Annotated in this window: 12 protein-coding genes; 4 read left to right on the top strand and 8 right to left on the bottom strand. The window is 66.7% G+C overall.

Annotated features, from left to right (window positions below; all coding sequences use genetic code 11):
* Positions 1–79 precede the first annotated feature (79 nt).
* From ACFC0O_RS03590 to ACFC0O_RS03605, 4 genes are all read right to left on the bottom strand, one after another.
* Positions 80–1,159, bottom strand: a complete 1,080-nt coding sequence (locus ACFC0O_RS03590; protein ID WP_375953498.1) for a 2-oxoacid:ferredoxin oxidoreductase subunit beta — start codon at positions 1,157–1,159, stop codon at positions 80–82.
* Complete coding sequence (locus ACFC0O_RS03595) at positions 1,156–3,078, bottom strand: 2-oxoacid:acceptor oxidoreductase subunit alpha (protein ID WP_375953500.1); 1,923 nt, start codon at positions 3,076–3,078, stop codon at positions 1,156–1,158. Before ACFC0O_RS03595 ends, ACFC0O_RS03590 begins: the two co-directional genes overlap by 4 nt.
* Positions 3,079–3,210: 132 nt before the next feature.
* Positions 3,211–4,227, bottom strand: coding sequence for an Rv2578c family radical SAM protein (locus ACFC0O_RS03600; protein WP_375953502.1), 1,017 nt, complete (start codon positions 4,225–4,227; stop codon positions 3,211–3,213).
* 50 nt (positions 4,228–4,277) lie between these two features.
* Positions 4,278–5,267 (bottom strand): NAD-dependent epimerase/dehydratase family protein, encoded by a 990-nt coding sequence (locus tag ACFC0O_RS03605; RefSeq protein WP_375953504.1) that lies wholly within the window; start codon positions 5,265–5,267, stop codon positions 4,278–4,280.
* 177 nt (positions 5,268–5,444) lie between these two features.
* Between ACFC0O_RS03605 and ACFC0O_RS03610 the strand changes: the two genes are divergently transcribed.
* Positions 5,445–5,774, top strand: a complete 330-nt coding sequence (locus ACFC0O_RS03610; RefSeq protein ID WP_364632376.1) for a type VII secretion target — start codon at positions 5,445–5,447, stop codon at positions 5,772–5,774.
* Positions 5,775–5,821: 47 nt separating this feature from the next.
* Positions 5,822–7,333 carry a hypothetical protein gene (locus tag ACFC0O_RS03615; RefSeq protein WP_375953507.1) on the top strand — a complete coding sequence of 504 codons (1,512 nt, stop codon included), beginning with the start codon at positions 5,822–5,824 and terminating at the stop codon, positions 7,331–7,333.
* A gap of 157 nt (positions 7,334–7,490) precedes the next feature.
* On the opposite strand, the gene ACFC0O_RS03620 is transcribed toward ACFC0O_RS03615, so the two are convergent.
* Positions 7,491–8,240, bottom strand: a complete 750-nt coding sequence (locus tag ACFC0O_RS03620) for an SDR family oxidoreductase (protein ID WP_375953509.1) — start codon at positions 8,238–8,240, stop codon at positions 7,491–7,493.
* 252 nt (positions 8,241–8,492) lie between these two features.
* Here ACFC0O_RS03620 and ACFC0O_RS03625 point away from each other — a divergent pair, with 252 nt between their 5' ends.
* Positions 8,493–9,365, top strand: coding sequence for a TIGR03619 family F420-dependent LLM class oxidoreductase (locus ACFC0O_RS03625; protein ID WP_364632369.1), 873 nt, complete (start codon positions 8,493–8,495; stop codon positions 9,363–9,365).
* A gap of 1 nt (position 9,366) precedes the next feature.
* On the opposite strand, the gene ACFC0O_RS03630 is transcribed toward ACFC0O_RS03625, so the two are convergent.
* From ACFC0O_RS03630 to hisS, 3 genes are all read right to left on the bottom strand, one after another.
* Positions 9,367–10,377 (bottom strand): malate dehydrogenase, encoded by a 1,011-nt coding sequence (locus tag ACFC0O_RS03630; RefSeq protein ID WP_375953511.1) that lies wholly within the window; start codon positions 10,375–10,377, stop codon positions 9,367–9,369.
* A gap of 285 nt (positions 10,378–10,662) precedes the next feature.
* Positions 10,663–11,310, bottom strand: a complete 648-nt coding sequence (locus ACFC0O_RS03635) for a hypothetical protein (RefSeq protein ID WP_375953512.1) — start codon at positions 11,308–11,310, stop codon at positions 10,663–10,665.
* Between the two features lie 143 nt (positions 11,311–11,453).
* A complete protein-coding gene (gene hisS / locus ACFC0O_RS03640; RefSeq protein WP_375953514.1) occupies positions 11,454–12,734 on the bottom strand; it encodes a histidine--tRNA ligase in 1,281 nt (426 codons plus the stop codon).
* A 128-nt stretch (positions 12,735–12,862) separates the two neighbouring features.
* On the opposite strand from hisS, the gene ACFC0O_RS03645 reads away from it, so the two are divergent.
* Positions 12,863–13,651, top strand: coding sequence for a peptidylprolyl isomerase (locus ACFC0O_RS03645; RefSeq protein WP_375953516.1), 789 nt, complete (start codon positions 12,863–12,865; stop codon positions 13,649–13,651).
* Positions 13,652–13,941: the final 290 nt, after the last annotated feature.

Genomic DNA, 13,941 nt, shown 5'->3' on the forward strand with positions numbered 1-13,941 from the left:
AGACATGCGAAAGGCGTCCCGCAAGCACTTCGCTGATATGCCCCAGCGCCTGCGGAACGCCTTCCCGGTGATCGAAAGCTCAGGCGACCGTCCAGGTTTCGCGGCCGGTGAGCAGGTGCTGGAGCGAATTCTCCTGTACCGGTTTGCGTTCGGCCGCCGTCTCCAACTGGGCGCGCACACCGTCGTCGTAGGTGGAGCGGGCGACGCTGCGGAAGACGCCGGTCACCACGTGTGACAGGTCCTGATCCGAGAGCCGCGAGAGCGCGTACGCGTATTCCGGATTATCGGTGTACGCGTCGTGCACCACGATCTCGGAGTCGGCGACGCTGTCCGCGCGCACCACGCGCAGCCCGAAACCGCTTCGCACCACGGCGAATTCACTCTCGGCCCCGAACCGGATGGGTTCACCGTGCCGCAGCCGGATCAAATGCGATTCGGCGTTGTCGCGGCGCAGCGCGTCGAAGGAACCGTCATTGAAGATCGGGCAGTCCTGCAGGATCTCCACGAATGAGGTGCCGCGATGTTCGGCCGCGGCCCGCAGCACCTCGTTGAGCCCGGCCCGATCGGAGTCCAAAGCCCGTGCGGCGAAGGTGGCTTCGGCACCGAGCGCCACCGACAGCGTGTTGAACGGATGGTCGATCGACCCCATCGGCGTGGATTTGGTGACCTTGCCGGTCTCCGAGGTCGGCGAGTACTGCCCCTTGGTGAGCCCGTAGATCCTGTTGTTGAACAACAGGATCGTCATGTTCACATTGCGCCGCAGCGCGTGAATGAGATGATTGCCGCCGATGGACAGCGCGTCACCATCACCGGTCACCACCCATACCGACAGATCCGGCCGGGTGACCGCGAGCCCGGTGGCGATGGCGGGCGCACGCCCGTGAATCGAGTGAATCCCGTACGCCTCCAGGTAATACGGGAAGCGGCTCGAGCATCCGATCCCGGAGACGAACATGAGGTTGTCGCGTTCGAGCCCGAGATCGGCCAGGAAGCCGCGCACGGTGGCGAGGATGACGTAGTCACCGCAGCCCGGGCACCAGCGCACCTCCTGATCGGTGGTGTAGTCCTTGGCCTTCTGCGGTCCGTCCGCGCGCGGTACCCCGGACAGCCCGGTCAGGCCGAGATCGGTTCCCACGAACGGGTTTTCGAGGATGGTCATGCGTTACCCCCTGGTGTGCGGTAGGTGGCCCGCGCTCGGGCGGCGAAGGCCTTGGCCTGTTCCATCTCCGCGATGGATCCGTCCAGTGCCGCGTCGATGACGCCGACGAGTTCCTGTGCCGAGAAGGCCAGCCCGGCGATCTTTGTCCACGGCTGCACATCGACCAGATAGCGGGCGCGCAGCAGCATGGCGAGCTGGCCGCCGTTCATCTCCGGTGCGACCACGGTGCGATAGCGCTTCAGCACCGCACCGAGATTGGCGGGGAACGGGTTCAGATGCCGCAGATGCGCCTGCGCCACCGGCACGCCACGCCTCCGCGCCCGGCGGCACGCCTCGCCGATCGGTCCGTAGGAGCTGCCCCAGCCGATGAGCAGCAGTTCGGCCCGCCCGCTGGGATCCTCGACCTCGAGATCGGGCACGGTGATGCCGTCGATCTTGGCCTGCCGCAGCCGCACCATCAGTTCGTGATTGGCGGGCTCGTACGAGATATTGCCGCTGCCGTCGGCCTTTTCCAGGCCGCCGATGCGATGCGCGCGCCCGACCGTACCGGGCACCGCGAGCGGACGGGCCAGGGTTTCGGGGTCGCGGGCATAGGGTTCGAACGGATCGCCCGGATCGCCCGCGGGCTCGAATCCCGGGTCGATGCGCGGCATTTCGCTCACCTCGGGGATCGACCACGGTTCGGAGCCATTGGCGATCGCGCCGTCGGAGAGCAGCAGCACGGGCGTGCGGTAGGTGAGCGCGATGCGCGCGGCCTCCACGGCGGCGTCGAAACAGTCCGCGGGCGAACGCGGTGCCACCACGGGGACCGGCGATTCGCCATTGCGCCCGTACAGCGCCTGCAGCAGATCGGCCTGTTCGGTCTTGGTCGGCAGTCCGGTGGACGGCCCGCCGCGCTGCACATCGACGATGAGCAGCGGCAGTTCGGTCATCACGGCCAGGCCGATGGTTTCGCTCTTGAGCGCCAGTCCGGGACCGGACGTGCTGGTGACCCCCAGCGCCCCGCCGAGCGAAGCCCCCAGTGCCGCACCGATTCCGGCGATCTCGTCCTCGGCCTGGAAGGTGGTGACGCCGAAGTTCTTATGCTTGCTCAGCTCGTGCAGGATGTCCGAGGCCGGCGTGATCGGATAGGTCCCCAGGAAGACCGGCAGCCCGGACAGCTGCCCGGCGGTGACGATGCCGTAGGCGAGCGCGGTATTGCCGGTGATCTGCCGGTAGGTGCCCGCGGGCAGCGTCGCGGGAGCGACCTCGTAGGTGGTGGCGAAGGATTCGGTGGTTTCGCCATAATTCCACCCTGCCCGGAATGCGAGGATATTCGCTTCGGCCACATCCGGCGTGGCGGCGAATTTCTCCCGCATGAACTGTTCGGTGCCGCCGAGTGGCCGCCCGTACATCCAGGACAGCAATCCCAGCGCGAACATATTCTTGGCGCGCTGACCGTCTTTCTTGCCCACACCGGTCGGTTCGGTCGCACCGAGAGTCAGCGAAGTCATGGGCACCTTGTGCACCACGAAATCGGTCAAAGTGTCATCGGTGAGCGGATCACCGGCATACCCGACCTTGGCGAGATTGCGTTTGGTGAATTCGTCCGTATTGATGATCAAGGTCGCCCCGCGCGCCAGATCCTCCAGATTCGCCTTCAGCGCAGCGGGATTCATCGCTACCAGCACATCGGGCTGGTCACCGGCGGTGAGGATGTCATAGTCCGCGATCTGGATCTGGAATGAGGAAACACCCGGCAGCGTGCCCTGGGGCGCGCGGATCTCGGCGGGAAAGCTGGGCTGGGTGGCGAGGTCATTGCCGAATGCGGCTGCCTCGTGGGTGAATCGGTCACCGGTGAGCTGCATACCGTCGCCGGAGTCGCCAGCGAACCGAATTACAACCTTTTCCAATTTCTCTGGGGCACCGCTGTTTCCCATGCGCCTACATCACTTCCTCGTCCGTGAGAGGTACCAACGCCAAACTACTCCGCTATATTCGCGGCACGCCCGCGATGTGAGCGGTGAAACGGGCAGAGATTGGTGAATCAGGCAAAGATTGCGCGACTGGCGTCAGGCGAACAGGGCCAGTTGCGGGTCGGGCGTCTGCGATACGGCGGCGCGCACCTCGGGTTCGGCCTGCCGTTCGCCGTTCAAACCGTGCTTCTCCAGCAGTGGCTCGATCCGACCGCGTAGCCATGCGGAGTACTCCGGTGTCACCGAAGCACCGCGACCATACAGCTGCCGGTACCGGCGCAGCATCGCCGGGTGCTGTTCGGCGAGCCAATTGAGGAACCAGCCGCGGGTGCTGCCGCGCAGGTGCATGGGGAATGCGACCACGCTCGCCGCGCCCGCATCGGCGATGGCGGTGATCAACTCATCGAGGTGGGCGCGGCTGTCCGTGAGGTACGGAATGATCGGGGCCACCATGACATTCACGGCGAAACCGGCATCGGCCAAGGCGCGCACCAACTCCAGGCGCGCTCGCGGTGAAGGCGTACCGGGCTCGAGACTGGCGTGCAGTTCCGGATCGAGAATCGCGATGGACACCGCGAGATGCACCGGCACCTGCTGCGCCGCCTGGGTGAGCAGCGGCAGATCCCGGCGCATCAGGGTGCCTTTGGTGAGGACGGAGAAGCCCGTCCCCGATTCGGCGAGCGCGCCGATGATGCCCGGCATCAGCCGGTAACGACCCTCGGCGCGCTGATAGGGATCCGTATTCGACCCCAGCGCAACGGTTTCCCGATGCCAGGAGCGCTTGTGCAGCTCCCGGCGCAGCACCGCCGCGACATTGGTCTTGACCACGATCTGACGGTCGAAATCATCGCCCGCGTCCAGATCCAGATATTCGTGGGTGCCGCGTGCGAAGCAGTAGGTGCACGCGTGCGAGCAGCCGCGCATGGGGTTGATCGTCCAATTGAACGGCAGGCTCCCGCCGTCGGGCACCTTGTTCAGCGCGGACTTGCACAACACCTCGTGGAAGGTGATGCCTTCGAAGTCCGGAGTCTGTACGCTGCGAACGAATCCCGCGCGTTCGAGCCCGGGCAGCGCGCCGTTATCGGCCTCCAAGGTCTGGCTCTGCCACCGCACCACCCAAGTCGAACATTTGTTCTAGCGTAAGTCAAGCGTCTCCGCTGGCGTCACGCGATCTTCTGCGTGACGACCTTGAAATTCTGGCCGTTGTAGAACGCGACGAGATCGCGAATGGTCTCCTCGGCAGGCCGCGGCCGGTAACCGATTTCGGCGGTTGCCTTGTCGTGCTCCACAATCGGAGCCGACAGCAGCGCGCCCATGGCGGCCTTGGAGATGCGATCGCTGCCCATGGCCTTGGCGACCGGTTCCATCACCGGCATCAGCGAGTTGATCAGCTTGGCCGGAATCGCGAAGGCGGGCTTCATCTTTCCGTTCACCTCTGCCGCGAGCCGGGTGGCGTCGAACATATTGGTGAAGTGGCCGCCGAGCAGATAGTTCTCACCGGTCTTACCGCGCTCGCCCGCGAGCACCAGGCCGCCGGCCACATCGCGCACATCGACCAGATCGAAGCCGCCGCTGATCATGACCGGGACGCGGCCGCGCGCGGCATCCCAGAGCGTCTTGTTGATGCGCGAATCGGTGTGGTCGATCGGGCCATACACACCGGTCGGATTGCAGACGACCGCATCCAGGCCCTTGTCGATGACCTTGCGCAGTTCGATCTCGCCCTGGAACTTGGAGCGGTCGTAGACCGGCAGTTCCGGATCGATGGACCGCGGCGCGCGCTCATTGATGACGCCACCGCAGGTGTACTGGTTGAACGCGTGGATGGAGCTGGTGTGCACCATGCGGCGCGCACCGACCTCGAGGGCGGCCTCGGCGACCACGCGCACGCCTTCGGTGTTCACCCGCCAGGCCAGATCGTTCTTGTGCGCGAGGGTGATGAGCGCCACCAGGTGGTAGACCACCTCGGCCCCGTCGAGGGTCTTGCGCATCGAGGCGGGATCGAGCACATCGCCGCTCACCCACGTCACGCCGGGCGTATCGGTGGCGGGGCGGACGCGATCGATGGCAGTCACCTCGTGACCGCGATCCGTAAGCAGGCGAAGCAAATTGGTGCCAAGGAACCCGGCGGCGCCGGTGACTGCGACCTTCATGTGATGAAGAATATAGAACTTGTTCTAATTTGCAAGAACGGCCGGGCGACGATCCGGAAACCGCTTCTACCTGCGGCGTGGAGACGAACGGCACGCCGAGCTGGACTCTCGGTGGGCTATATTCGCAACCGCATGTGTTTTCGACTCGATGCCAGTCACGCTGATTGGGGGGCTCCCATGGCCGATCTCTCGGTCGACACCGACGCGGTCCGCGGCTTCGCTACCGCACAGCACGGCGTAGCCGCCGATATCGCCGCCACCGGCGGCATCGACACGGCCTCGCACGTTGCCGCCATGACACCCGTCTTCGGGCTCATCGGCGCGGATTTCCTGGCCAGCTTCGCGGTCGCCGAGCTACTGCACGATAGAGATATCAACGCGCTGTCCCAAAGATTCGCACATATCGGGCAGACCGCCTTCGGTTCCGCCGCCACCTACGACGCCACCGACGACTCCTTCGCGAGCGGGCTGGGCAGTGCGGCGAGCCGGATCGGCGAGCAGGTATGAGGCCCCTCGATTCCGGCGTGATCGGAATGCACCATCCGATCGCTCCGATGGCCGATCCCGCCCATGCATTGCCTGCCATGTACCCCGGTGCGCTGCCCACGCTGCCGCTCGGTGATCTCCCCGCCGATATCGCCGACTTCGAACCGCCCGCATTCGCCTTGTCCCGCAAGGAATTCGAGCAGGACGGCACCCCGCTCGCGGGTGGCCTGCCGCATTTTCCGGGCGGTTCCGGCGGCGATACGCATGCCGCCTCGGTGCTGGACGGTGCGATCTCGCCCGCACTCGATTCCGCGCACGGTGTGCTCTCCGGAGCTCAACGGGCGTTGAGCGATGCCCAGGGTGTGCTCGGCAATGCCCAGACCGCGCTGAACAGTGTCCCCGCCGCGCTCGATGCCGCACAGGCCGCGTTCACCCGGGCCACCGGTAACCCGGTGTTGCCGCCGCTGCCCGCCGATCCGGTCGGCGACCTCATGAAGGGCCTGTCCGTCCCGGCGATTCCGGGTATCGACGCCCTGTTCAGACCGTTCCTGGATCTGATCAACAGCTTCGGCACCGGCGTCCTGGGCGCGGTGAACCCGGCGACGCTGCTGAGCCAGGGCTCGAAATTCATCGAGAGCGCCGTGCAGGTCGGCGGCGGCGCGCTCAAAACCGTCGAATCACTGTGGCAGGGACAGGCTTCCGATAAGGCGCAGTCGGCGGGTCAGCAGGCGCAGGCGCACGGTCAGGAAACCACCCAGCGCGGCTTCGACCTGTCCACCCTCACCGAACAGGCCGCCGCGGTGGTGCAGCGCGGCAATATCCAGCTCACCGCCATCGCCCAATCCTTCGCCGCACAAGCCACGGCACTGGCCCCGGTGGCCCTGACTCCCCCGGGCCAGACCGCCCTGATCGCTTCCGCCACAGAACATCTCGGCTCGGCCATCACGGTCGTCAACCTGACCCACGGCGAACTCTCCGGCTACACCACCCAACTCAACGCCGTCATCGGCCAACTCCTGGGCCGGAACGGCACCGGCGTCAACCCCGCCGAGGTAGCCCAATCCCTCGCCCAGAACGTCGGCCAGCCCATCCTGGAACAGGCCAAGTCGCTCCTGGAGGGCGCGATCAACCCGTCCGCGACCACCCCGGCGAACCCGAACCCCAACTCCCCCACCGATCTCGACACCAAGGCCGCGGGCCTGGGCGGAGGCGGCGGTGGTGCGGCCGGTGGCGGCGGCGCGGGTGGCGGCGGCCTCGGCGGCGGCATCCCCTCGGTCCCCGGCGGCCCCGGCTCCTCGGTCCCCGGCGGCCGAATCGCCGCCCAGGCCAACCCCTTCGGCTCCGGAGCGGCGGGAGCCCCCGGCATGGGCGGCCCCGCCAACCCCGGCTTCATGGGCTCCCCGGCAGCGGGTGCGGGCCAGCGCGGCGGCTCCGATCAGGATTCCTCCCGCACCGTCCAGCCCCACCAAAGCCGCACCGCCGAAAGCGAACTCACCGGCAACCTCGGCGCGGCCAGCCCCGAAGTCATCGGTCAGCCCGACGGCGAAAGCACCGGCGACCACACCTCGGACCAACTCTGACCCGATCCGGCAACGCCGGGTGCGAACGAAATGATGCCGCGGTCCCGGAGTAGCTGCTCCGGGACCGCGGCATCGTGGGGGCCGAGACCGATTGCGGATTTGTACACCTCGCGGGCGACGGCCACCGTTCGTGGGCCGGGGATCGCCCGGCGCCGGGTCAGACCGCCGAGGGGCGGACCTGGGCGTCGATACCGCCGTCGATGACGAACTGCGCGCCGTGGATGAAGCCCGCGTCGGGACCGATCAAGAACTTGATGAGGGAGGCGATTTCGGCCGGGGTGCCATTGCGGCCGATGGGGGCGACGAAGTTGCGGATGGCGTCGCCGTAGCGCGGATCGTCCATACCGGCCTGCAGCAGCGGGGTGTCGACGCTGCCGGGGGCGACGGTGTTCAGGCGAACGCGGGCGTTACCCCATTCGACGGCGCGCTGGCGAACCGCGACGGTAACGGCGTTCTTGGAGGAGGCGTAGGCGTACTGGCCCGCGAAATCGCCTGCGGAGGCGAAGGATTCGGCTTCGGTACCCTTGTTGATCGGATTGTCCTCCCACTTGATGTGGGTGGAGGCCACCGACGAAACGACCACGGCCGCAGGCGATTCGCCCTTCTGGAGGGCGGGGAACAGCGCGTCCAGGAAGGCGATGGTGGCGCGGTAGTTGATCTCGACCACGAAGTTCGGGTCCGGCACGTGCGGGCCGACACCGGCGCACAGGATCAGGCCGTCGAGCACACCGCCGGAACGCTCCAGCACCGCCTCGACGGCGGCGGCGCGGGCTGCCGGATCGGTGAGGTCGGCGGTCACATCGGCATTGCGCAGGTCGATGCCGATGATGTCGTGGCCCGCCGCGGTGAGCGCGGCGGCGGTGGCCGCTCCGATGCCCGACCCGGATCCGGTGATGGCGATGGTCATGCCTTGGATTAGAACAAGGTGCAGATTCGAAAGGCAACCCCCTCGGGTGGGCCATCTCAGCTACCGAGACCCTCACGGGCCGGTCGGCGACGGCTGCGCTACAACAAATGCTGCACCTCAGCGATATCGCGGCCGGGTGGCAGGTTTCGGCCGGTTCATCTGCCGCCGCGGCCGATATCGGGCTAGCATCACGACAACAACTAGAATCTGTTCTAGTTTTCGAACTTGCTCACCGTCGAGAGGACGAACCCGATGCGCTTCACCTATGCGGAGGCGATGACCAACCCGGATTACTACATCCCCCTCGCTCAGGCGGCCGAGGCGGCCGGGTTCGACAGCATCACCGTGGCGGACAGCATTGCCTATCCGGCCGAATCGGACTCGAAGTATCCGTACAACTCCGACGGCAACCGCGAATTCCTCGAGGACAAGCCGTTCATCGAGACCTTCGTGCTGTCGGCGGCCATCGCGGCGGCCACCACCACGTTGCGGCTGACCCCGTTCGTGCTCAAACTGCCGATCCGCCCGCCGGTGCTGGTCGCCAAGCAGGCGAGTTCGCTTGCGCGCCTGAGCAATAACCGTTTCGCCCTGGGCGTCGGCATCAGCCCGTGGCCGGAGGATTTCGACATCATGGGCGTACCGTTCGAGCGCCGCGGCAAGCGCCTGGACGAATGCATCGAGATCGTGAAGGGCCTGTCCACCGGCGAGTACTTCGAGTACCACGGTGAGTTCTACGACATCCAGAAGATCAAGCTCACCCCCGCGCCGACCAAGCCGCTGCCGATCCTGGTCGGCGGGCACAGCGATGCCGCGCTCAAGCGCGCGGTGCGCCTGACCGACGGCTGGATGCACGCGGGCGGCAATGCCGAGGAGCTGGACAAGTATCTGGCCCGGATCAACGAATTGCGCAGTGAGCGTGACAATCCCGGCGAGTTCGAGATCCACGCCGTCTCCTACGACGGCTACACCCCGGACGGGGTCAAGCGCGTCGAGGAGAAGGGCATCACCGATCTGATCGTCGGTTTCCGCAACTCCTACGCCAAGGAGCACGATACGGAGACCCTGGAGGAGAAGATCACCAAGATCAAGTGGTACGGCGATAACATCATCGCCAAGGTGCGCTAGGTCAGGAACGTTTGGCGAAGCCGAGCTCGATGACCGCATCGCGCTCGGCCGCCAGCTCCGCGACACTGAGATCGATTCGGGCACGGGAGAATTCGCCGATATCCAGGCCCTGCACAATGTGGTATTCGCCATCGGCGCAGGTGACCGGGAACGAGCTGATCAAACCCTCGGGCACACCGTAGGAACCGTCCGACGGCACCGCCATCGAGACCCATTCACCGGGTGCGGTGCCCAGCGCCCAATCGTGGATGTGGTCGATGGCGGCGCTGGCCGCACTCGCCGCCGAGGATGCGCCGCGCGCCTTGATGATCGCGGTGCCGCGCTGCTGCACGGTCGGAATGAAGTCGTTCTCCACCCACGCCTGATCGCCGATCAACTCGAGCGCGGGCTTACCGCCGACCGTGGCATAGCTCAGATCCGGGTACTGGGTCGCGGAGTGATTGCCCCAGATGGCGATTCGCTCGATATCGGCCGCGGCCGCACCGGTCTTCTTCGCCACCTGCGCGATCGCGCGATTGTGGTCCAGGCGGGTCAGCGCGGTGAAACGCGCGGCGGGCACGTCGGGGGCGTTGCTCGCGGCGATGAAAGCGTTGGTATTGGCCGGATTTCCGACCACCAGCACCTTGATGTCCTGCGCCGCATTGGCATTGATGGCCGCACCCTGATCGGTGAAGATGGGCCCGTTGGCGGCGAGCAGATCCCCGCGCTCCATACCCGCCGTGCGCGGGCGCGCGCCCACCAGCAGCGCGATATTCGCACCGTCGAACCCGACCCACGGATCATCGGAGATATCGATCCCGGCCAGCAGCGGGAACGCGCCGTCCTCGAGCTCCATGGCCACGCCCTCGAGCGAGGACACCGCCGCCGGAATCTCCAGCAGTCGCAAGCGCACCGGCGTGTCGGCCCCGAGCAGTGCCCCGGACGCGATCCGGAACAGCAACCCGTAGGCGATCTGTCCGGCGGCCCCGGTAACGGTGACGGTCACAGGCTCCGGCCGAGCGGCAGTGCTCACGACGAACTCCTAGCGGTAGTCGATTCTCCGCCCCAACCCTAACCGTGCTCACCGTCCGAACACCCGGCTCGTGAGGCCGTTCGTGAGCAATCAGACACCGCGCGCGGGACCCCCGGACACCGCTCGCGGGGCGTCGCGGCGGGTGCTCCGCGCCCGAATCCGCACCCTCCGGCAGTCTGCGACGTGCGAGTATTTCGCGCCCGCCGATATGGCGTGGCAACCCCGATGTGGCCGGGGTGTGCGCCCTTGATCGACCGGGCCACCCGCGCGGCGCGGACACAGCGATCAGCGGGCCAATTGGGCGATATCGGCGTCGGTCAGCACAATCGTGGACACCGCGTCCCGATCCCGCACCAGCCGGACCGCCCGGTACAGCGGCCGCTCCTCGGCGTAGGCGTCGCGCGCCTCGGTCCGCGATTGCAGGATGAGTACATCGGAGACCGCCAGGGCGGCGGCGAGCGGGCAGGCCGATAGCGCGTCGGCCAGTTTGCGCAAGCCCAGCGGGTGCAGTTCGCGACCCTCACCGGTATCGGTGTACATGCCGAGCGGGACGATGCGGGTATCGGGTCCTGCGGTGGCGCGCAGGACGATTCGGCTCAGGCGGCCGGGATGCACCAGGATTTCCACCCCGGTGGCGGCGGCCAGATCGAGCCGTTTCTCCCCGCGCCAGGTCCGGGCCCGGATTTCGGTGCCGGAGAGCCGAATTCGCCTGCGCTGCACGGCGATCGCGTAGAGCGCGGTCGGTGCTCCGAGCACCAGCCCCACCGCGAGGCCCACCTGCCAGCTCACCAGTACCGCGGCCAGCAGTCCCACCCCCGCCCCGATCCCGATGGCCGCCAGCGTCAATCGGCGCAGTGCGGGCGCGAGTACCTCGGGTGCGATCAGATCGAGCCCGATCTCGGCGACGGGCCCCGGTGCGGATTGTTCAGTCACGGTTGCGCATTCATCCGGGAGGCGCGCCGGTGGGCGTGGCGCACTGGCCGCGCGCCGCACGGGACGCTACCAGTCGGAGCGGTCTGTCCGCCCGGATATGGCCGTGCTTCCCGGACGGCGCTCAGGCCGTCCGGGAAGGTCGATCAATCCTGTTGGCCCGCAAGGGCTGCGGTCACCCGGGCGACGGCCTCGTCCAGCGGGATCTGGCGCTGTTCGCCATTGCTCAGATCCTTGAGCCCGATCTCGCCCTCGGTGACCTCGCGGTCGCCGAGCACCAATGCGTAACGGGCGCCGGACTTGTCGGCCGCCTTCATGGCGCCCTTGACACCGCGCCCGCCGTAGGCGAGGTCGGTGCGGATGCCCGCCGCGCGCAACTGTGCGGCGAGCACGACCAGGCGCTGTTTGGCGATATCACCGAGCGATACACCGAACACGTCCACCCGGGAACCGTCCGTGGCGGACTTGCCTTCGGCTTCCAGGGCCAGCACGGTGCGGTCGACCCCGATGCCGAAACCGATACCGGACAGCGGCTGACCGCCGAGTTCGGCCATCAGTCCGTCATAGCGGCCGCCGCCGCCGATACCGGATTGCGCGCCGAGACCGTCGTGCACGAATTCGAAGGTGGTCTTGGTGTAGTAGTCGAGTCCGCGCACCATGCGCGGATTGACCACGTACGGCACGCCGAGCGCGTCCAGGTAGCCGAGCACCAGATCGAAGTGCGCCTTGGCGGATTCGGACAGGTGATCGATCATGAGCGGCGCGCCCGCGGTCATCTCCTTGACCTCGGGACGCTTGTCGTCGAGCACCCGCAGCGGGTTGATCTCGGCGCGGCGGCGCGTCTCCTCATCGAGCGGGAGCTTGAACAGGAACTCCTGCAACAACTCCCGGTACTGCGGGCGGCAGGAGTCGTCACCGAGCGAGGTCAGTTCCAGGCGGAAGCCGTCCAGGCCCAGGGAGCGGAAACCCCGATCGGCAATGGCGATGACCTCGGCGTCCAACGCCGGATCGTCCACGCCGATGGCCTCCACGCCGACCTGCTGCAACTGCCGGTACCGACCCTTCTGCGGTCGTTCGTAGCGGAAGAACGGCCCGGCGTAGGCGAGTTTCACCGGCAGCTGCCCGCGATCGAGCCCGTGCTGGATGACCGCGCGCATGACACCGGCGGTGCCTTCGGGCCGCAGCGTGAAGCTCTCACCGTTGCGATCGGCGAAGGTCCACATCTCCTTGGAGACCACATCGGTCGACTCGCCGACACCCCGCGCGAAGAGCGCGGTCTCCTCGAAGATCGGCAGCTCCACATGCCCGTATCCGGCCAGTCGAGCGGTGTTCATGAGCGCGTCGCGCACGGCGATGAACTCCGTCGATACGGGCGGGAGATAGTCGGGCACACCCTTCGGGGCACGGAAGCTGCTGGTCTTGGTCACGGCGTCCAGTTTTCCCCATGGTGCTTCCGCAAGTCCAACCGGTTATCGTGCAGCGGTTATAAGGGATTGTCTCAGGAACTGATGGCACACTCTTAGCCCGGAAGCAACCGATACGGAGGGACTAGCTAGTGCCGAGCAATGAACAGCGACGCGCTGCGGCGAAACGGAAGCTGGAGCGTCAGGTCGCCAGCCGGGCCCAGCGGGCGCGCAAGCGCAAGCAGATGACCATCCTCGCCTCCGCGGTGGGCGTCGTGGTCGCGGTCGCGGCGGGTGTCGGCATCTACTACTGGACCAAGGGCGATGACGCCGATACGACCGCGAGCGCGTGTGATTTCCGCGCCGCGCAGTCGCCGGCCGCGCGCCCGGTGGACAAGCCCGGCAAGGTGGGCAAGCTCTCGGATGTGAAGAACGCCAAGGCAACCCTGGACACCACCGAGGGACCGATCCCGGTTCAGCTGAACGCCGAGCAATCCCCTTGCACGGTAAAGAGTTTCGAGAATCTGGCGAACCAGAAGTTCTTCGACGACACCAAATGCCACCGGATGACCACCACCGAGGGCCTCAAGGTGCTGCAGTGCGGCGATCCCAGCGCCTCCGGTTCGGGCGGCCCCGGTTACGAGTTCGACAATGAGTACCCGACCGCCGGGATCAGCCCGATGGATCCGGCGGCGGACACCCCGATCGATTACAAGCGCGGCACGCTGGCCATGGCCAATAGCGGGCCGGGAACCAATGGCAGCCAGTTCTTCCTGGTCTACGGCGATTCCAAGTTGCCGCCGCAGTACACCATCTTCGGCACGGTCGACGAGGCCGGTCTGGCCACGCTCGACAAGATCGCGGCCGCGGGCGTGCAGGGCGGCGGACAGGACGGCGCGCCGGTCGACAACGTATCCATCAAGTCGGTCAAAATCGACTGATCGCCCCAAAACGACTGACCGGCATGGTCTTTCGGTCCCGGTGTCACTCGACACCGGGACCGTTTGGTTTCCGGCGAAACGTGCTGGAAGCGGCCACCGAACCTTCTGTGTAAGGCTTTCCTAACCAAAGAAAATCCTGAGTTTTCCGCACACTGCCGGAATTGTGCGATATATGCTGTATCGCGACGCGCGCGTGCGGCGGTATCCGAGTTTTCGCTGGTAATCTCGTAGAACGGAGTACGAAGCGGCGTAGTACAGCCCACCGGGCAACCCCCAACGGGCAGTAACCC

It is taken from the genome of Nocardia sp. NPDC056100, from assembly GCF_042266325.1.
GTDB lineage: Bacteria > Actinomycetota > Actinomycetes > Mycobacteriales > Mycobacteriaceae > Nocardia.